The organism is Bacillus sp. MUM 116 (genome assembly GCF_001866655.1).
In the GTDB taxonomy this organism is placed as follows: domain Bacteria; phylum Bacillota; class Bacilli; order Bacillales; family Cytobacillaceae; genus Neobacillus.
In genome coordinates, this window is the sequence record NZ_MLYR01000044.1 from 1 (window position 1) to 20,237 (window position 20,237).

Consider the following 20,237-nt stretch of genomic DNA (forward strand, 5'->3'; position numbering starts at 1 on the left):
TACGACCTAAGCTCGGCCGCACAAGCACCCGTTAGCTTAACAACGCATTATCCATTTAGCTTCTACTTACATAACGTCTATCTCAATTAAGTCCCATACTTCCTTAATGAATTTATTATCCAGCCTTACTTTTAGAAGTAAATCTTTAAGATCTTCTCCTATGATTTCACTAGCTGAATCATAGAACTTCCAAAACATAAATTGACCTGTTCCACAACCTATATAATATGTTTCGTCTTTATAAATAAAATGAATCTCTCCACCTATACTTAAATATTCAAGAAATTCCTCATAACTGTAAAGTTCCATAAGTTTGGACTCCTTTTCTTGAACTCAAGCACCCGTTTGTTTAAGTAGAACTTTTCACAAACTCGTTCTTGTATTCAGATTTGTTTTACCTTTACTTTTGCTCAATAAGAAGTATCCTCAACTTCACCATATGAAAGTATATTCACTTCAAATCTAATATTTAAATCAGCTAATGCCCTTAAAGTCTTGGGGTGTAAATCAAACCCTAATTGTCCTAAATTTGAACGTAAACTAAAAAATATATAAGTATCATAAACTTCAGAGATTTCACGGATAAAAGCCTTATAAGGCAATAGTATGCTTAAAAATTTCTCTAACGCTTGATTTAATTCATCGTAACCTTTAAATTTCACTTGATAATTCCAATAAGAATCCTTCATTTTTATGTCTTTGGTGATTATTTCACCTTTTTTTCTAACTTTTGAAGGTTTAAGGTTTAACTTCTTTGATATTTCATCAGGGTATAAATCTATCCCACGAATAATGAAATCAAACGATCCAGTGACAAAACTCTCTTCCATTCCTAAACACATCCCCAAGAAAACATCATAATTATTTTTCTCCTAACGAGCACCAAAATCCTGAGCTAAACTGCCACGTTAAACACCACAAAAAAAAGAGCCGCAGCAACAACCCTTTGTGAAGCTCAAGCACCCTATAGTTTAAGTACAACTCTTCACAAGGTGATTATCTAAATGTGAAATAATTTATATGAAATTATTTGTTATTTAACTTCTGTTTTATAAATTTCATGAATAAGTTCTTCTGTCTTTTCCCATCCAAGACAAGGATCTGTAATTGATTTACCAAAAACTACTGGTTCGTCTTGACGTCCTTCTTCAAGATAAGATTCAATCATAAATCCGCGAACATATTTCTTAATTTTTTCATTCCATTCACGATTAATCAAAGTTTGACGAACGATACGAATTTGTTCTAAATATTGTTTACCAGAATTATCATGATTCGTATCAATTATGATAAATGGATTTTTAAGATGCATTTTTTCGTAGATTTTGATTGCGTCTAGTAAATTATCTGTATAGTAATTCGGTATATTTTTTCCGTATTCATTTAACCCTCCACGTAAAATTGCATGAGCAAGAGGATTACCTTCAGTTTCTACTTCAGCATGATTAAATAGAAAATTTTGTGCATTTTGAGCAGCATAGATACCATTAAACATTACGTTCAAATTACCTGAAGTTGGATTTTTCATGCCTGTTGGTACATCAATACCACTTGCAACAAATCGATGTTGTTGATCTTCTACACTTCGTGCCCCAACTGCGATGTAGCTTACCAGATCGTCAATCAAAGGAAGATTTTCTGGATATAGCATTTCATCTGCTGTTGTCAAACCAGTCTCAGTAATCACTTTATAATGTAATTCACGAACAGCCTTGATACCGTTAATCAAGCTAGGATTACCTTTTGAATCTGGCTGATGAATTAAGCCTTTATATCCATCACCATTGGTACGAGGTTTAGCCGTATATACCCTCATTACAATAAAAATCTTATCCTTAACTTCTTCTCGTAATTTTGCTAAGCGACGAGCATATTCAAGAACAGCTTCTTCATTATCAGATGAACAAGGACCAATTACCAAAAGCAAGCGATCATCTTCACCTTTAATAATTGCTTCAAGTTCATTATCACGTTCCTTTTTAAGTTTTAACGCTTCTCCTGATAATTTGCCAAGCTCTTTAATTTCTTCTATATTGATTTTAGGGCTTATTTCTTTAAATGCCATAATATTCAAACTCCTTTTTTATTTATACGCCTCAAAAAGAGGCTATTTTATATTTAACTAGATATTAAGCTAAGCAACGTGTCTACGACCATGACAATTCTTAAACTTCTTACCAGATCTGCATGGACATGGGTACGTCTATTTTAAATTGTGCAGGGTAATTTGTATACCGTAATTTTAAACCATCTGGACCATGCTTATTATAAAGGGCTACCCTTTTACTATGGATTTATGATCAGTACCTATTTGTCTTTCTATATCCCTATAGGGTTCTTTCCCTTTAAGATAGCCAAAAACTGCCTTCATTTTATCTTCAAATGAAAACTTCCCCATAAAAAAGCTACACCTTGGGAAAATCGGCTTTTCTTTAACTATGTGAAGAGATGTACTTAAACTAAACTGCCCCGTTAGTTTAAGTGAAAACCTTCACAATCTATACTCTATATTTCAACATAAATATTCAATTTTATTGATACCGTTCCTCAACAAACGGGCCCGTTTGTTGACATAAAATCCTTTTGCTTTCGATAAGCAAAGATTTTTTGACGAGTTCCTTCTATTATATATTGATACTTTTCGATTCTCTTTCGTACTCCTTAACTAGCTTATAAAAAGTTGTCTTTCTAACACCAATTTCTTTCATCGCTTTCACAGCTGTCATCTCTCCTGATTTCCATCGATGATAAGCTTGTTTAAACTCTTCCGTGATAATCGATTTCGGTCTGCCAAAAGCTACACCGTTTTTTAAAGCCACATCTATACCTTCACGCTGCCTTTTTCGAATTCGGTTGCGTTCGTCTTCTGCCATCCAAGAAAGAATTTGTAAAACCAGATCGGCAATAAAAGTGCCTAGACTATCTTTAAATTGTGTGGTATCCAATAAGGGCATGTCTAATACCACAATGTCAGCCTGGATGTTTTTCGTAATGTCATTCCACTCCTGCAATATCTCTTCTTTGTTTCGTCCAAAGCGATCGAGGGAATGAATAAAGAGAACGTCCCCTTTTCGTAAAATACGCTTGAGTAATTGATATTGAACTCGTTTGAAATCTTTGCCACTTTGTTTGTCCATAAAGATATCTCGTTCGTCTATCCCTTTTTCCTTCATGGCTTCAAGTTGTCGTATTTCATTTTGATCTTTGCTACTGACTCGTATATATCCAAATTTTCTAACTTCCACTTTAAACTCTCCTAATTTTAATTCTTTTTTCTCTTATTCTACTATAATCCGTTCGTAAAAGTTCGTTAAAAACAGAGAACGTCCATAAATTATTTTTTAAGTTTTACGAACGTGAAAAATAGCCATTTTTGAACAAAAAATACCCGTTCGCAAAAGTGTACTTTTACGAACGTCATTGGTGGTAGTCACATACTATTCTGGTTTTGATATTTATGGAACAAAATAGTAAGTTAGTTTTTTCGAGAGAGAACCACCGATAACACTGATAATGTAAATAAGAATCCTCTTCCTTATGTACCATAACTTAATGCGAGGGGATCAAGTAAACATAGATTTATAAACAGAGTTAATGGACATAATTTACAAAAGAAATATAGAAAACTAGATTCAATAATGTAGTGTACAGAAAATGACGAGTTTTGGAACAAATAATAAAATATGTGCTTTTTAATTTTGTTCAGCAATCGGGCCATTTTGTGGAAGATGGAACCTAAGCTAGGGGACTATATTTGATGGAATGTGAGAATTACACATACACTTAAACTTAAAATCCGGTTTAAGAAGTATTGGTTATTCTATATTCATTTTTTTGCTAAACTTTGAAAGTAATCAGTCATTTTAAAAGGGAGAGAAAAATAATGTCTCAATCACTAATCTTTGATATGGATGGAACACTATTTCAGACAGATAAAATATTAGAATTATCACTTGATAATACTTTTAACCATTTACGGTCACTAAACTTATGGGATACAGATACCCCTATTGATAAATACCGTAAAATAATGGGCGTACCATTGCCAAAAGTTTGGGAAGCTTTGCTGCCTAATCATTCCAATGAAGTAAGAGAACAATCTGATGCTTATTTTCTAGAAAGATTAGTTGAAAACATAAAAAGTGGGAAAGGTGCTTTATATCCTAATGTAAAGGAGGTTTTCGGTTATTTAAAAGAGAATAATTGTTCAATTTACATAGCAAGTAATGGTTTAACGGAATACTTAAAAGCAATTGTGAGTTATTATAATTTGGATAATTGGGTTACTGAAACATTTAGTATCCAACAAATTGAATCGTTAAATAAATCAGACTTAGTTAGGAGTATTATCAAAAAATATGATATTCCCAATGGAGCAGTAGTTGGAGACCGTTTATCTGATATTAATGCAGCAAAAGATAATGGTTTAGTTTCAATAGGATGTAATTTTGATTTTGCACAAGAAGATGAACTTTCTCAGGCTGATATTGTAATAAATGACTTAATTGAATTTGACTAGACCTCCGTTTTCCTCGACTTCCGACATGTAAATGCTGAATTCTTTTTCAAGTACTAATTTTTCCATCGGTACTCCCCCTATTTGTTTTTAAGATTTTTTGATTTTTAAAGTTATTTCATTGTCCTTTTGCCTGAAGCAACGCCTAATTTCCCCTAAAGGGGATTAATTTTCCCGTTTTGACACGTAGCTCGAACCGTTCCCATAGCGAATGGGTCAAGGGTTTCAGCACCAAAAGTTTTTCTGTGCAGCGCACGCTTAGAAACAGTTTTTTGCCCCTTGATCGATTCGCTCCGTTTCTTAGTTTGAAACCGGGTGGGTTCGGGGGTCCCGGCCGGTTGGAAGCTTATGAAACGTTGGGACACGGTACGATGCGCAGGGCAAAACGGAAAATGAGCAAAATAAAAAGCCAGGCGTTAGCCTGGCATCCATTAGTTCTAATAATTTAGCAATATTTCACAAATTTATTAGGAATTTTAATTCATTTTATAAAAACTTTTTTTTACTAAAGGGTTATTCATTAATGTTGGATAATTAATCGTAAGATAGGAATGAATATTTCTTAAACTTCGATCTATAGCTTCATAAAATTCTTTGTTTGGTATTTTAAATTTACTGGATTTAGGTTTAATTTTTGAAACTTTTTCACCATCATACCATAAACTTTTGAATTTAGAATGTAGAAATACACTCATGTATTGATCTTCTTTTATAAAAACAAACTCAAAAGGTATAAAATCTTCTGTTAGCCTAAATACATCGTAGTTTTCCCTTTTTACATAAAATTGACTAAGTTCAAATATAAAACTAATGATTGGAATTCGTAGATCAGGTATCGATTCTAAATTAAAAAATTCCATAAAATAGTATTGATTAATATTGATTAAGAAATTTTCATGATTATTTACAATTTCCAAATAACCCTTTATTAACTCAAAAACATCTTCATTTGTTTCATCAATATTCCTTAATTCTACTTCATTTTCTATTAATTTTAGGTTAAATTGAAAATTCATTTTTTCTCCTTTTTAAAAAGAAATTGAATAAACTGGATAGGCCGAATGTATTAACATTGTTCCGACATTAACAGGAACTTTCATTAATATTGCAGTGTGTCCGTGAATCACAGGAGCCATCTTATAAAACATTTTAGATCCGAAATATTTAAAATCTTGATGTAGGAGTAAAGCTGGGTTATTTGCTATTTTTATCGCCGTACTGTAAATGAAGTTTTGACTCCAACTACTATCGAAGTGGTTTTTCCCATTGCCTTTCGCCCAAGGTAAAATATGTTCATCTCTAATATGACGCCTATAATAATCATTAAGAACGTACTTTCGGCTAATTCTATCTTTGACTGTTACGTATGCTTTCGATAACAAATATTTCATTTGTGTTTGTAACATGGTAATTGCTGCTAAAAGTCCACCTAGTGCAGCAACCCCTGCAACAACATCATCTACAATTGCATATGTGCCGTTAGGGTCTATTAACATTACTGGATTATTTTCTGTGTAATCATATTGATTTAAACTTAACGGATCGTCATCAAAACCCTGGAACGTATCCATTGTAATAAATCGCCCTACATTAGAATCATAATATCGAGTCATCAAATAATATAATCCAGTTTCATTGTCATAACGATAACCAGCATAACGATAAGGGTTAGAATCTTTCATTGTTCCTGTTGAAGAAATTATGTTCCCCCACGCATCATACTGATACTGCGCAACGATATTTCCACTCGCATCCGTAAGTGATGTTACGTCCCCATGGCCATTCACATGATAATAGTATGTTGTTCCACTCTTGGTCATCGTTACTGGATTTCCTTTATCGTCCCAAGTATAATCAGCAACAATATTATTATTTGAATCTGTTTCATATATCACTTTATCTCCACTGTAATGGAAATAAGTTGTTCCAGTTGAAGTGGTCATACTAGTTCGCTTACCATCTTGATTATAAGTGAAAGTTGCTAAGCTTGTACCATCCGATTTCTTCACTTCAATTAAATGATTTTCAACATCGTAGATGAAAGTGTTGGAACCATTATTGGTCAAGTTTCCATTCGCATCGTACGTATACGCCTGACCATTGACAGCTGTCAGCTGGTTGGCAGCGTCATACGTATAATTGGTTGTTGTGTTTGTTGAACCTTGAGTGACCGTTTTCTTTGTACGATTTCCTACTGCATCGTATTGATATGCAATAGTTGTACCGCCCAATAAGGTTTCTTGCGTTAACTGGTTTAACGCATCATATTGGTACGAAATGGTACCTGAACTTGTTACTACGCTGGTTCTGTTGCCGTTCGCATCATACGTATAACTGTATGAATCTAACAGCGAACCTGCATTGTTATAGTTCTTTACAGATTTTAAGCGATTAGCATCGTCATATTCATATGACGTATAAGTGCCATTTGAACGATTCACAGAGATGACATTTCCCTGTTCATCATAAACGAACTTCGCTTGATTAGCCCCATTTCGAGAAAGGGCAGTTACTTGATTCTGTGGATCGAACGTATATCCTGTGGATACGGATGTTGCTCCTGCTGTAACCGTTAACGAAGTAGGATTCCCATTATTATCGTTCACATAATCAATTTTGTTTGACGCCCCTTCAGCCATTTGAGTTACACGATTATTTTTGTCATATGTGTATGTCGTAGACTTGCCAGCTGAATCGGTTGCTGAAGTTAAGTTACCATTTGCGTCATACGCTAAATCCCATTTCTTCACTCCATTGTAAGAAATACTATCCATTCGATTCAAACCATTGTATGTGTAAGAAACGGAATCTCCTTTAGGGAAGGTTACCTTTGTCCTGTTTCCGTTCTTGTCATACCCAAATTGAATGACCTGATTTAACGGGTTTGTCATACTTGAAATCAAATTCCACTCGTTATAACCATAATTGGTTACATGATTGTTTGCATCCGTTATCAAAGTTTGATTTCCCACTCCGTCGTAACCATAGGAAGTATCTCCTAAGTTAGCGTCAGTTACTTTTGTTAATCGATTTAATGCATCGTATGCAAATGTTGTTTTCTTTCCTTTTCCATCCGTCATACTTGTCTGATTTCCGACACCGTCATAGGTATAGGAAATACTGCTTGCTGAATTATCAACGTTCGTGAGATAGTTTCCGCCAGCGTCATGAGTGTTAAAAGTAAAAGAATCTCCTAGTTCTAAACGCATAGCATCAAACCAAGCCGTTCCCAATTGATCGTAGTAATAATAATAAACATCAATGGAATTAAAGGCCTTCGTTGGCTTTACTTGTGCTGCTACATGTTGCCAGTCTGTAGTTGTTTTACTGAAATCATTTGCAAAATTCCCTACAGTTGAATCGGTATAATTGATTTGAACTTGAAGAGCATAATTTCCACCGTTGGAGTCAGCCCCTACTTGTTTAGACCAACCTGATAGTGTCAATGGAGTAGTTGCATCTCCGGATAAAATAATGTGTTGCTTAATATATTTGTTTTTACCCTTTTCTCCTGTCATTTTAAACGCGTACGTCCCAGTGTAGACGTTGTCATCGCCCGAATTCACGTTTTTATCGATTCCATCATTCGTGGAAGACAAGTTCCCACTGGTTGTCCAGTTATCCGGAATACTATTTAAACCTGAATTACGTTCAAAGCTTGAATTATCTATAAGGTTATAAGCACTCAACACGGTACCTTTTTCTAACTGAACCCCATCAAAATATGCAGTCCCTGATCCAGCGTTAAGTCCAACTGACACTCGAATAGATGCAGTATTCGCTGGTACACTGTCAATAACCGCTTGAATACGAGTCCAATCTTGCGTTCCTTTTAATGTATAAGCTTGTTTTTCACTAATCCATGCTCCTGTAGAATCCAAAAATTCTACTTTGACAACAGAGGTACCTGTTGTTCCGGACGTCTTTACATACCCGCTAACAATATATTTATCGCCTGTTACGTAAGGTATCTTATCCGATTGGACGATTGCCCATCCAGTTGGATTGGAAATGCTAATACTTTTATTTCCAAACTTGGATGTTGTTGACCATGCAAACGTAGCTGTTTTACCAGTTTCGGTTGCTTTTGTCCAGTTATCCGGCCAGTTATCCGTATTACTATCAAGTTCAAAACTTGAGTTAGCCAGCTTATTATCTGCTACAGACATAGGTTTCGTATCATATTCCTGATTCCCATTTGCATCGTATCGACTGGCTGACGTTTGAACATTTGCGTCAGTCGATTCCGTTTGATTGTTATTTGAATCATAATCGGATGAAGTGATATTACTATTAAAATCTTGTTCTTTTGTTAGATTATTTTGGCTATCATACGTGTTATTGCTAGTTTGACCACCTGGAAGCTGTACCGATGTAATGTTTCCATTCCCATCGTACGTATAAATATATTTACTCGTGCCACCCGTTTTATTGGTGTTTGGATCTTGGACCTGAGTAAGGTTGTTATTATTGTCGTACGTATACGTAGTAATGGCTTTGTTTGCAGAATCCAATGGATTTTCAGTTACTTGAACCACATTGCCATTTGCCGTATAGGTGTAATCAATTCGCTTTCCTTCTCCGTCCGTTACAGACGTCACTAGATTCGTCGTATCATAAGAGTAAGTTGTTGTGCTCGTTTGTAAGGTTCCATTGATGGTAATTGGTTTACTAATAGTCTTAACCCTATTGGAAGTATCGTAACTAATAGTCGTTGTGATGTTTCGTGCATCCTTAATTCCTGTCAGTCCATGGTTAGAATCATAGGACAACGTCGTAATTTTTCCAGCTGCATCTGTAACAGTTGTTAAATTACCGGATCCATCATATCCATAATTAATAGTGTGATTTGCTGGATCTGTTATGCTTGAAACATACCCATTGGTCCCATACGTTAAAGTTGTACTTCTTGATGAAGCGTCCTTTAAAGTTGTTAATTTTCCACTTCCATCATAAGTAAATGTCGTCTTATTTCCATTACTATCGACAATAGAAGACAACTTTCCACTTGTATTATAGTTCTCTTTTGTTCCGTCTGTTTGGGTGATGGTGTAGGTTCCATCCCCATTTTTCTCAAGTGTTAAATAGTCACCACCAGCAGTTACATATCCTCCACCAATCTTTTGTCCAAAGATGTGCCGCGTATTATCTTCATCGATCAGCGTAATAGGACCAGTTCCACCATCTACGAGTCTCTTTTCAACATTACTAGTCCATCCATATCCAAACAATCCCGCAACATCAGATTTACGATTGTTATATGTACGAGTCATACTTACTGGTACGCCACGTCCTGGAATAGATAAATCATTTTTCTGATAAACTAAATTTCCATTTGCAGGATTTACTCCATCTTTGGTAAGACTCCAATAATCTTCTGTACCTATTGGGTCAACTGTATAGTTAATCGTCAATTGCGGAGTATTATTTACATTATTTACTGTAGTAAATGTACGGTACGGTGAAGTCGTTTCATTTTGTTGTTTTAGCATGAATCCATAGTTTGGAGTTACTCCATTATACCAATCTTTTACCAATTGTGTAATCGTCCACTGCCAATAAGCATTCGATGAGTTACTTGTAACCGTAGTTTCTGGAGTCGATTGGGTGGTTGGCAGTGTATTCCATGTTACAGAATTAGTCCAACTGCTCGTGATTCGATTTAAATCGACTGACACATTGGTGGCATCTACTTGAGTCTGATAGGCTTTAAACGTAGCACTAGATATTTTGCTATCACTTGGTAAACTAGGTAAGTAAAATTGAACAAGACCACGAGTAGAGCCAAAATAACTGTTATATCCTGTATCCATGTACGTATTACTAGAATAGATGGAGGTCGGGAATGAGCTAGCGACAAAGTTATCCCGTTGAACATCCCAGGTATCAATGGATGGATCAATTGTAACTGGATATTTCGTTTTAGGATCTTTCAAGAAATCTTCGTCCGCTACGACATCAACATAGGTTTTTCCTTTTTCTTCACGAAGTTTGAGGTTAACCTTGTCTGAATACTTACCATTAGCATCTGTCATAAATAGGTTTTTAAAGTACCAAACTTTCTTACTTTTTGAATCTGTAAAGCTGATTGAACCGTCTTTCCCTACAACGGGTTTAACCCCATTGACCTTTAATTCAAAACTAAAGGTATTTTGATGATATTGTTGCAAAATAAGATCTTCTTTTAAGGTATCTCCTTCAATACGATAACGCGCATCGGTATCTGTAAAGATTCCCGGATAGGTGATTTCGTTTCCTTTGATAATACCTTTGACGCTTTTCGCTTGAACAGGAACAAGGGAAACACTTTTTCCGTCTTTTTCAACGGACGCTAAATCTCCTGTTCCAGACTGATCTGCTAACAACGTTTTTACATCACTAGCCGTATTCTCCTGTTTCCCTTCTTTTTTATTAGATTTAAGGGTATTATCAATCTTCTTCCATTTTTTATCGGTTGGATCTTGATAAAATTGAGGATCTAAAAAGACTTCTTCTGTAAAACTTCCATCTGGATTCAGATAACGAGTCGAATACTTGGTTCGCTTACTTGTTAATTCCAGTTTGTTTTTAGGAAGTTTATTCGGGATTTCCCCAACATCTGCTTTTTCAGTTTGCTTATTAGGGGTCCTACCGGTCACACCTGGGGCTGCTTTAGCAAAATTAGGCCCTACTAAACTAAAAGCAATACAAAAGGATAAAACAATTGACACATAACGATAAAAATACTTAAATAAATGCATATTGAATCTTTCTTCCTTTCTAAATAATTGAACAATCCGGATAGTCAACATGATTTTACCTAAATTAATAGATATTGGAAATCGTGAAAATATTGGTAAAAAAGGGCATTATTATTATATTTAAATTAAAATTAGGTTAAATTTATTAAATTTAGTTATATCTCCGTATTATTTTACATTTAACGGATAAAAAATAGTGATTAACACCTATTTGATTTTAAATTCTTAATAATTAGTATTCTTACAAATATTTGAAATTGAATTACCTTAATTTTGCACACTACTAAAAAAAAGGGCGCTGAAACTTCCAATCGATTGAAAACTCCTTGGACAAAAATGAGGAAAGTGGCTAGACACTATACGACTTAAATTTAATAAAAGAGATGTCCCCCTAAAGTATAAAGATATCAAACGTTGAAAAATGAATGTATAAAATATTGAGGCTAGTAAAAAATCAGTAATATGAGGATAATCGTATATAGTTTCTAAAATATCTAGCGAAAGTTCAATATCTGTAGAGCCTTTTAAATACTCATGGGCAGTCTTTGTTACCACATGTCTCGGTTCTATCCCAAGTAGCATAAGTCTCGTTTGTAATCCAGCTTCTCCCCGATCAAAATCACCATATGCAACTACACGACCTCCATCTTACTGAGCCACTTCACGAACTATTTCTACAAATTTCTCATAAGCAAAGACGGAGCCAAAATCTTGTTTTGCAGTTTTTTCTATATTTTCAAAGTCGAAAATATGGCTACAAACATAGTAAATCATCCTCAGTATATATTGTTATAAATTTTCTTGTTCCATTTCCTTTAGGCCCTAGTGACAGGGTTGCTGTCATTTGCTGGTGGTACCCCGTACTGAATATAGGGAGCAGATAAGGTAGATAAAGAGTAGGATAGGAATTTTATGTAATAATTTGATGGACTTCAGCAGCAACCCTGTGGTTAGGACTAATAAAAACGGTAAGGTTTAATCCTAACCGTTTAAGGTACACGTAAAGTTTTCCTTTAGAACGAATAAACCTTAAAAAGCCTACCCTTTGATCCGGTCTTCCAAACATTTCTTTAAGTAATCCTCCAGGATGTTGTTGATGATGTTTGTTTTAATTCCCTTTTTCTTTCCGAAAAATTTAGCCTGATAATCGATTTCCTCTTCAAGCCTTGCTAACAGGTCCCGGCGAACAAAGAATGTCGCCCGCACATATTTTTCTTCCCAATAAGGCTCGTTTTTGTTATGTTGCTCCATTGCGTCTTGCTGGTATTGATTTCTAGCAGTATCATCAATCATGTGTGGTCCTCCTATCGTAAACGTATACGTTTACGACTTTTAGCATACATGAGGAAATCCTGCTGTTCAAGAGAAAGGCTGCGGATATATGGAAAAAGTCGAAAAAAAGATGTCTGCCTATTATTGTGCGAAACAGTATCCGATTGAGGAAATGAAACAGCTCCCAGATGAATATCCAAACTGGTATTACCCGGAATGTTACCCTGAAGTGTTAGAAGCGCATTGTAAGCTTCCCTGGAACTGGAAACGGTATTAGCCCTTTTCTTTCTTTCTATCAATCCCCTAATATTTGTAAGGTATATCCATGCTATCATGGGATAGAGGTGAGAAAAATGTATCTGAGCCCTATGCTTCTGTATAAGTCTGATGATGGAGCATTCAATGATCCAAATTTCATTTCCGAGTTAAAATGCGATGGATTTAGACTTATATATTCATATATGGAACAAAAGAAATTGTTTACACGTCATAAAACGGATATCTCACAGCGTTTTCCTGAATTATTGGCGCTTGATATCCCGAAAGGTACCGTGCTTGACGGGGAAGTGGTCATGATGGATTCGAATGGCAAAATTGATTTCGAAGCAGTCATTGCAAGATTCGCTGTAACGAACACAGACCGAATCAAAATCCTTTCCGAGATGGAGCCGGTCAGTTTCGTCGCCTTTGATGTTTTGGTGTATGAAGGTGAGAAGGTCACGAACCTTCCGCTTTATAGGCGCAAGGAATTGCTCAATGAACTGATCCCGGATGATACTCCGGTTTTATCAAAAGTCTTAAGTATCGATGGGAACGGAGAAGCTTTGTTCAATCTTATTAAACAGCAAGACCTTGAAGGAATTGTCCTGAAGAAAAAGGACAGTATCTACGAGATCGGGAAACGCAGCCATTCGTGGCTTAAGATAATTGATTATAAGCACGCTTCAGTCATCGTGAATGGATACAGGAAAGAGGAATTCGGTTGGCTGCTGTCCTTTGAAGACGGCAAATATGCCGGCATCATGGAGCTTGGCGTGCCAAAAGAAGCGCGAAAACACATTTATCAGCAGAAAAAAATCGATGAAAATGAGAAGTATGTCTTCATTGAGCCGATTTCCGTATCGGTCAAATACCGGAACATCACAAAAGCCGGACTTTTAAGACTACCTTCATTCGTTTGCTTTAATAATTAACTCGCCTGAAGGGAATCCTGGGCGAGTTATATTTTTTCCTCTTTATATCGATAACCAAGTCAAAAAATAGTAGAGAAAAACAATAAAGCTGGCTTTCGCCAGCTGTTCTCCCAATATCCACTTTAATCATTTTCAAAAAAGAAAAATCCTAGTAAACTTAAAATTAAAAGTACTCCTAACGTACTTAGAACTAAAAAACCGATACCACCTACCAAAAATAACGCTTTTGGAAAAATAAAAGCCACAATTAATCCAATAAGTAAGATCCATATAATGGACTTGAATGTTACTTTGAGAAGTTTCCAGATAATATAACCAAAAATAATTCCGATAAGGATATGGGTTATCAGCATAAGACATACCCCCTTAAAAATATTTTGTAAACAATATCATATCAGGTTAAAAAAAAAATTCCTACTAGAATTATCTGGGTACTACCCTACAAACTCTTCATCTGCTTCCGTCTCTGTAACAACCTTTTCCTCCTTGGACTCATTGGTCTTTTCCATACTCTCTTTTACCTTAGAAAGAAGCTCTTTTGTAGAAATAGATACAGATTCTAATTTAAATTGTTGCTTAATTTGGTCTTCTGAAGGATTAACCACAGCATTCGCTGTGGTAACTGATTGAGCAGCAGCCACTTGAGCCAGGGCTGGAATCTTTTCTCGTGCAGCCGCAACCAATTGTTGTTGTTTTCTTTGCTCCTGTTCACGTTCTGCAAGCTCTTTTTCCTGTAACTCCTGCTGCCTTTTTACTTCGATATCCTGTTTTATTTCCCCTTGGGATTTTTTACCTAGTCCCTCAAGTTCTTTAATCCTTTCTTCTAAGGATGTTTTTGTTTCAAAGTCTTGCTGTAATGTAAACATTTCACGCTTTCTAAAGTAACGTTTACCCTTAATAATTTCTCCATCTTTATCCTTGTATAACTCAAACTGAAAAGCCTTTTTACCCTTAAAAGGAGAGGTATTATCCGTTATAACAAGTACAGTATCTTCTTCTAAAGTCTGAATTTCGTTTGAATCAAAAAGATTCCTCCTTGCATACTGCGTTGATTGACTACTTGTATTACCATGATTACCACTACTTGTTGACTTATTATCAACCTGAATCGTTGTTGGTCCCAGAGTCTTAGAAAAATATTCTGCTGTTTCATATTCCGACGCTTTTAAAATCACTTTTACAGAACAGTTCGCAATAATTATTTTTGCATCTGTTTTACCATATTCCTTCTCTAACTGAGAGGGATCTTGTATGATAGGTAATGCTGAGATACCATATCCTCGGCAGGTACTTAAAAACTTCCCGAAATTCGGTATTTTTCCTAGGTTTGTAAACTCATCCAGAATCATTTTAAGTGGAACATACAACTTTGAATCATTCTCGGCACCTACTTTATACAGCTCGCTCATAAGTTGACGGATAAATAAATTAATTAAACTTTTCCAAGTATCGTCGAGCGGTTCTAAGATCATATACACGATCATTTTTTTTCGTCCTAAATCCCCTAGCTGGAAATCACTTACTCGAGTGAATCTTGTTACTGTCTGACTTGTGAAGTCTGCTAATGTTGTCAGTAATGAGATAATAATGCCTGAACGTACTCTGTCTTCTGATTTTTTATATCCAAGTTCGTAAGAAATACGAGCTGGATGTTTATAAGGAAGAGATAAAAACAGACGATCCAATTCAGCTTCATCATCACCTTCTTTTATTTTCGTATCAAATTCCCTTAGGACATCAATTATCCCTTCTACATTACGTTTCAAAGGATGTAATTCGTTATCGACAAACAAGATGAGTGAGCGAAGCAACGAAACTTGCGAGTTGTACCAGATATCCTTCTTCTCAGGATTATTTTTAGATGAAACGAAAGCTTCTGCTGCAATGGATGCTTCGACTTCCTCTCGAACACAATCTAGACTATTCCATCGATTTGAAATTCGCATATTTGTAAAGTTAATAACCTTCACTTCATAGCCTTGTTTTTCTTTAATAGCTGCTGTGTTCTCAAACAATTCACCTTTGACATCTGTCACAAAAATACTAGCTTGCGTTTCATGGATAATATTTGGATATGCTACAGCTTGTGTTTTGTAAGAACCTGAGCCACCAACGAACAATACGTTTGTGTTCCCAAGTTTACTATTGCGATGTTGAATAACAGGCGAACCTTCAAAACGACAAATGATATTCCCCATTCGATCCGTGAATTCTTCAAACAATTGTGCTGAGTATTCCCTGATATAATCTTGAGAGTAAGGGATGTATTGAGATAATGTATCAAGGTCGACATCTCGTAATGCTATACGACCTCGTTTTCCAGCTTTCTCATAATACAAATAATGTTTTGGAATTTTAGCCACTTCTTGTTTTATAAACTCTTCTCGTTCTGCCTCTAATAACTCCATTGCTTCTTCATAAACACGATCTACTTGAAACCCTTCTGATGCTCGTAATTCTGCGGTATGTTCTGCAATTTTTTTCACTAATTCAGGCTTCGGTTCATACCCATCTTCTTCCATCCGAATTCTTTTTTTCTCTGTATCTACTTGTTTTTGTAGCTCGAAGGAACGGTTTAAATCTTTCATAAAGATGTCTTTTTTCATCTTCTGAGAAAAATAACGAGGATTAAAAATTTCTCTTACTGAAGCCCATTTCCCCTTGCCGTATCCTCCGTGTTGGTGAGCTTCTTTATATGTACCTTCGGTACCATCTTTTAAACGCAGATAAAACAGATAACACAAAAGTAAAAGAAGCGGTTGCCCTACTTTAAAGGGCATTTGCGCCCAAGCCGTTTTCAGCAAGAGCGCAGGATGTTGAACAAGGGAAATTAGTGATTCTATCGAATTTAAGGGGGCTTTAATCGCAATCGGTACAACCGCCATTACAACAGCAAGACATACATCGATTAAAATAAATAGGAATAGCACCATGAGTAACGAACCGATGTTTTTCATCTTTATTGCTCCCCTTTGTTTATTGTTTCAATCTCTTTCTGGATAGCTTTAATTTCTGTCTTTTTTTGTTTATCTTTTTTACCTTTGTCAGCCTTGATGACCTCAATTTGTTTGTTTTTGACTTGAATCATCAAGTCTTTATTACCGATTTCTTTTGCTAACACAAAAGATTCATTCAATTTATTTGTGTTCATATAAGCAACAGCAATTATAGATTTTTGGCGATCATCCGGTTTTATTTTTTCTCGTAAGGAGATGACCTGATCATATTTCTTATTGAGATACGCTTTTTCAAATTGAACCAGGGAAGAATTTGACTCCCATTTTTTCAATCCATCAGGGTTGTTTTTAAGTAAGTAGTGAACCACGTCTTCTTCAGAAGACAGTTTGGCTGCTTCAGCATACTGCCCAGTGCTCAAATAAGACTCTTTTAGCAGAGTTTTTTCCTCACCAGTTAACTTTTTTTCATTTTTCATAGCATTAATAAGCTGCTCATATTTCCCATTATAATGAAGTCGATACATCTCCAATAATTCATTTGATTGCTTCAACTTGCTTTGAGTATCCGCCAGTGATTGTTGAGATGCTTGAACGGCAGGATTTGAAAGAGATTGGCCAAGAGCGACAGAACCACCTGAAATACCGAATGCAAGTATTACGCTTCCTCCTATAAGAAGCAATTTCTTTTGAGGTTTTTTCCCTTTCTTTTTCTTATCTAGCTCTTCCATATAACTTTCTTGCAGCCGTTCTCTTTCTCGAATGATGGCAGTTTGTAAATCATCAAAGTTTCGAGCATCAATAATATGTTTAAGGAAATCCGTAGTCTCTTCATACACACTGTAAAGACCTTTTTGTTTAAGTGCATGGAATGGATATTTTGTAAAGAGATAGACAATCAAGCATTGTACATAATAGTGATCATTCTGCTCTATTGGATTGGTTAATCCTCTTAATCCTCTATATAGCGCCTTCACTTCTTGTAATTGCTTAATGTAGAGGTTTTCAGGATGAAGAAATGTAACATAGTTACTGTCCGCAAGAGATTCGAAGGTTAAAAGATTTTCAGCAATAGCAAGCTTTTGTAGTGGCGCTTGCTTTCTTTCTCTTGATAAAGGAAGAAATCCCTTTTCGATCTCATAATGAAAAGTCGTATATTGCTTATCAAAATGAATTTCCATACAATTAAAGAATAGGTGCGATGGTTGTTTTAATGGCTTTAATTCACCAACCGTATCTACTTTTGTGAGATTGGAAGGAATGCGGTAGCAGGCATCCTTCCCTTCTATTTGTAATGTCCCCTCTAAAAACATCTGCGGCTTACTCATCGTTATTTACCCCCTTTGAGAATGAATTTGGCAATAGCAACCTTTCCCGCTGATCCAGCTGCACCAATCGCGGCACGTCCCGTTCCTGTACTGTATAAAAATTGTCTTAAAAAAGCTGGACCACTGATAAGAACAAGACATAATCCAAAGCCCAGGGCAATCATTTTAAGCTGCAAAGTAGCAAAACAATTAGCAATCATATATAACAAAATAACTTGAATGACAAATGTAAACAGTGTAGCTATCATTTCTCTCCACCAAACCGAAAATACATTTAGTTCATCACTGATTAAACTAATTACCGCCAGAGGAAATGTAGCAACAAGGAAAGCAAATTCTCCATCAGCTTTTAATCGCTGAAACACAACTACAAAGAATAAGAAAACGAAAGCAATAGAACAAATAGCAATTGCACTTAAAGCAACTTGCGGGTTAAGTCCCATCATTTCTGCAAGCTTTGAATCTGGTGATCCTGTTTCAAGCCACTTCCCTAACGCACTATTTTCAAAATTAATTCCTTTATTCGTAAAATACTTTGTCATTGCCCCACATAATTCAACAAGTTGATCAATTACCCATGGAAGTATAGCAATAAGCACCATACTCTTTATAAGAGCAGCCAGCTTATCTTTTATGTAACTTGAGTTATCACCTATTGTGTTCACCCGAAGCATACTATTAAGAATGTGATACATCATCACCGCGATGGCTAGTAAAATACCAAACCATTTAAAGAAAGTGGTCACATTATCTACAATACTGTTTTGATATACTTCTGGGTCAAGGATGAACCAGTTCATCCATTTTAGTACCGCTCCTCCAAATCCTTTTGCAATATCTGTTATATAAGCGGTCGCTTGATCTTTTACACTGTTTCCAATCGCTTCTGTAGTCGTCTGGATGGGGTGGGCAACAAATTCACCAGTTTTTTGAGCCGCATCTTTTATACCATTAGCAACATCCGTAGCTTTATCAACTATTTGATTTGCAATATTACTAAAGTCTGGCATATTTCCTTCCCCCTTTATGAATTAACAACTTTAAACTTAGCATTAGGAGTATAATTGATTTTCCAGATTCCACCTTCATTTGAAATTACTACACCTAGCATCCCAGTATTTTGATTAGTTGTAAGCTTCACAGCAACAGAGTAAACTTTGTATTCCGAATTATAATCAACCATCTCAATTGAAAGATTTATTAACTTTAAATCAAGTAATTTATTGTTCCCATCACCTATAGAACTGTAAAGATTGATACGTTGATAAAATTGGGCAATTTGTTGCGGGGTATATTGTTTTAATGAATCCTGAGAAAACTGTTGTTTTATTTGGTCATATAAAGCTTTTTCACGATTTACTGCATCTTGACCACTCAAACTTTTTTCATCAAATAAATGAAAGAAATTCAATGTCACTTTTTTTATTTCTTCCACATCAACATTTTCTTGATCTGTTATATTTTTTTCCTTCATTCCAAACTGTTCTAATGTCTTAGAATTAGAGTCTATATCTTTCTGAGATGAAGTAGTAGAAGCTGCTGTTTGTGTTGATTTCGTAGAATGTGTGGCTTGCTTCGGTTTTTCTTCCGTTCTTCCGAATGTAACAGTGAGAATCAGAATTAACAGAAAGCCTCCTATTACACCAGCTACAATTTTTGTAGATTTTTTCATTGTGTTCCCTCCGTTTGGGTGATGACTTGGGTATCATCGACTAAATACGTTTGTTGCTTTTCATCATAAATAAGCTTGCATGCTAACATTACTCGGGAAGTGGAAGCATTTCCGTTTACATCAACGGTAATATCAAACATAATAATTCCCTTTCCTCCTGTTCCAGAGGTGTTTGGGCGAAAATACACATCGAAATTCGTTGCCTTTGAAGTAACAACCACATCATTTGGAAGCTTAGGAACTTCTCCATTAGCACTAGAAGGAATCATAGATTGTAATCCATTTTGTGTTGTATACGGCTTTGCTTGTTCATAACGGTTGTCTTTTTGAGAGCTATAATTAAACGCAGCTTCGACAAAGTGTATAAGCTTATCTTCTCCTTGCTTAACACTTCCCCCATCACTACCAGAGAGCTTTTGTTCCTTTTTCTGTTGTTTGAGCGTTTGTATAAGCTTCTCAGCTGCGTCTACCTTACTGTTTGCAGAAATCACCGTATAAGTGAGGGCGCAAACCATAATAAGGAGTGTAGCAATCAGTATATTTTTGAAAATCCGCATTCCTT

Annotated in this window: 16 protein-coding genes and 1 pseudogene; 3 read left to right on the forward strand and 14 right to left on the reverse strand. The window is 35.6% G+C overall.

The annotated features are described in order from the left end of the window. Positions 1 to 66: 66 nt before the first annotated feature. The 5 genes and pseudogenes from BIV60_RS11900 to BIV60_RS11915 all read right to left on the reverse strand — a co-directional run bounded on the left by BIV60_RS11900 (position 67) and on the right by BIV60_RS11915 (position 3,245). Positions 67 to 309, reverse strand: a complete 243-nt coding sequence (locus tag BIV60_RS11900; protein WP_071355952.1) for a hypothetical protein — start codon at positions 307 to 309, stop codon at positions 67 to 69. A 101-nt stretch (positions 310 to 410) separates the two neighbouring features. Further along, the gene (locus BIV60_RS11905) at positions 411 to 830 is read right to left on the reverse strand and encodes a DUF4279 domain-containing protein (protein ID WP_071355953.1); all 420 of its coding nucleotides are present in this window, start codon (positions 828 to 830) and stop codon (positions 411 to 413) included. 203 nt (positions 831 to 1,033) lie between these two features. Next, positions 1,034 to 2,065, reverse strand: coding sequence for a 3-deoxy-7-phosphoheptulonate synthase (locus BIV60_RS11910; RefSeq protein WP_071355954.1), 1,032 nt, complete (start codon positions 2,063 to 2,065; stop codon positions 1,034 to 1,036). Positions 2,066 to 2,134: 69 nt separating this feature from the next. Continuing rightward, positions 2,135 to 2,197: pseudogene (locus tag BIV60_RS30940) on the reverse strand (SEC-C metal-binding domain-containing protein); the annotation flags it as partial. A 427-nt stretch (positions 2,198 to 2,624) separates the two neighbouring features. After that, the gene (locus BIV60_RS11915; RefSeq protein WP_071355955.1) at positions 2,625 to 3,245 is read right to left on the reverse strand and encodes a recombinase family protein; all 621 of its coding nucleotides are present in this window, start codon (positions 3,243 to 3,245) and stop codon (positions 2,625 to 2,627) included. 638 nt (positions 3,246 to 3,883) lie between these two features. Here BIV60_RS11915 and BIV60_RS11920 point away from each other — a divergent pair. After that, complete coding sequence (locus tag BIV60_RS11920; RefSeq protein ID WP_071355956.1) at positions 3,884 to 4,519, forward strand: HAD family hydrolase; 636 nt, start codon at positions 3,884 to 3,886, stop codon at positions 4,517 to 4,519. Positions 4,520 to 4,992: 473 nt separating this feature from the next. Here BIV60_RS11920 and BIV60_RS11925 read toward each other — a convergent pair whose 3' ends face one another. From BIV60_RS11925 to BIV60_RS11935, 3 genes are all read right to left on the reverse strand, one after another. Next, positions 4,993 to 5,532 (reverse strand): hypothetical protein, encoded by a 540-nt coding sequence (locus BIV60_RS11925; RefSeq protein ID WP_071355957.1) that lies wholly within the window; start codon positions 5,530 to 5,532, stop codon positions 4,993 to 4,995. A gap of 12 nt (positions 5,533 to 5,544) precedes the next feature. Then, positions 5,545 to 11,256, reverse strand: coding sequence for a DNRLRE domain-containing protein (locus BIV60_RS11930; RefSeq protein ID WP_071355958.1), 5,712 nt, complete (start codon positions 11,254 to 11,256; stop codon positions 5,545 to 5,547). Between the two features lie 1,038 nt (positions 11,257 to 12,294). Then, a complete protein-coding gene (locus tag BIV60_RS11935) occupies positions 12,295 to 12,549 on the reverse strand; it encodes a hypothetical protein (protein WP_071355959.1) in 255 nt (84 codons plus the stop codon). Positions 12,550 to 12,637: 88 nt separating this feature from the next. Between BIV60_RS11935 and BIV60_RS29640 the strand changes: the two genes are divergently transcribed. Then, a complete protein-coding gene (locus BIV60_RS29640) occupies positions 12,638 to 12,805 on the forward strand; it encodes a hypothetical protein (protein WP_177177282.1) in 168 nt (55 codons plus the stop codon). A gap of 76 nt (positions 12,806 to 12,881) precedes the next feature. Beyond that, positions 12,882 to 13,721, forward strand: a complete 840-nt coding sequence (locus tag BIV60_RS11940) for an ATP-dependent DNA ligase (protein ID WP_071355960.1) — start codon at positions 12,882 to 12,884, stop codon at positions 13,719 to 13,721. Positions 13,722 to 13,843: 122 nt separating this feature from the next. Here the strand turns inward: BIV60_RS11940 and BIV60_RS11945 are convergent, their stop codons facing one another. The 6 genes from BIV60_RS11945 to BIV60_RS11970 all read right to left on the reverse strand — a co-directional run bounded on the left by BIV60_RS11945 (position 13,844) and on the right by BIV60_RS11970 (position 20,232). Next, complete coding sequence (locus tag BIV60_RS11945; protein WP_071355961.1) at positions 13,844 to 14,074, reverse strand: hypothetical protein; 231 nt, start codon at positions 14,072 to 14,074, stop codon at positions 13,844 to 13,846. Positions 14,075 to 14,155: 81 nt separating this feature from the next. Continuing rightward, positions 14,156 to 16,678, reverse strand: coding sequence for a VirD4-like conjugal transfer protein, CD1115 family (locus BIV60_RS11950; protein WP_071355962.1), 2,523 nt, complete (start codon positions 16,676 to 16,678; stop codon positions 14,156 to 14,158). A 2-nt stretch (positions 16,679 to 16,680) separates the two neighbouring features. After that, positions 16,681 to 17,988, reverse strand: a complete 1,308-nt coding sequence (locus BIV60_RS11955) for a type VII secretion protein EssB/YukC (RefSeq protein ID WP_177177283.1) — start codon at positions 17,986 to 17,988, stop codon at positions 16,681 to 16,683. 17 nt (positions 17,989 to 18,005) lie between these two features. After that, positions 18,006 to 19,013 (reverse strand): conjugal transfer protein TrbL family protein, encoded by a 1,008-nt coding sequence (locus BIV60_RS11960; RefSeq protein WP_071355964.1) that lies wholly within the window; start codon positions 19,011 to 19,013, stop codon positions 18,006 to 18,008. Between the two features lie 14 nt (positions 19,014 to 19,027). Beyond that, positions 19,028 to 19,675, reverse strand: a complete 648-nt coding sequence (locus BIV60_RS11965) for a hypothetical protein (RefSeq protein ID WP_071355965.1) — start codon at positions 19,673 to 19,675, stop codon at positions 19,028 to 19,030. Next, positions 19,672 to 20,232: a hypothetical protein gene (locus BIV60_RS11970; protein ID WP_071355966.1), complete on the reverse strand. Its 561-nt coding sequence runs from the start codon at positions 20,230 to 20,232 to the stop codon at positions 19,672 to 19,674. Before BIV60_RS11970 ends, BIV60_RS11965 begins: the two co-directional genes overlap by 4 nt. Between the last annotated feature and the right edge of the window lie 5 nt (positions 20,233 to 20,237).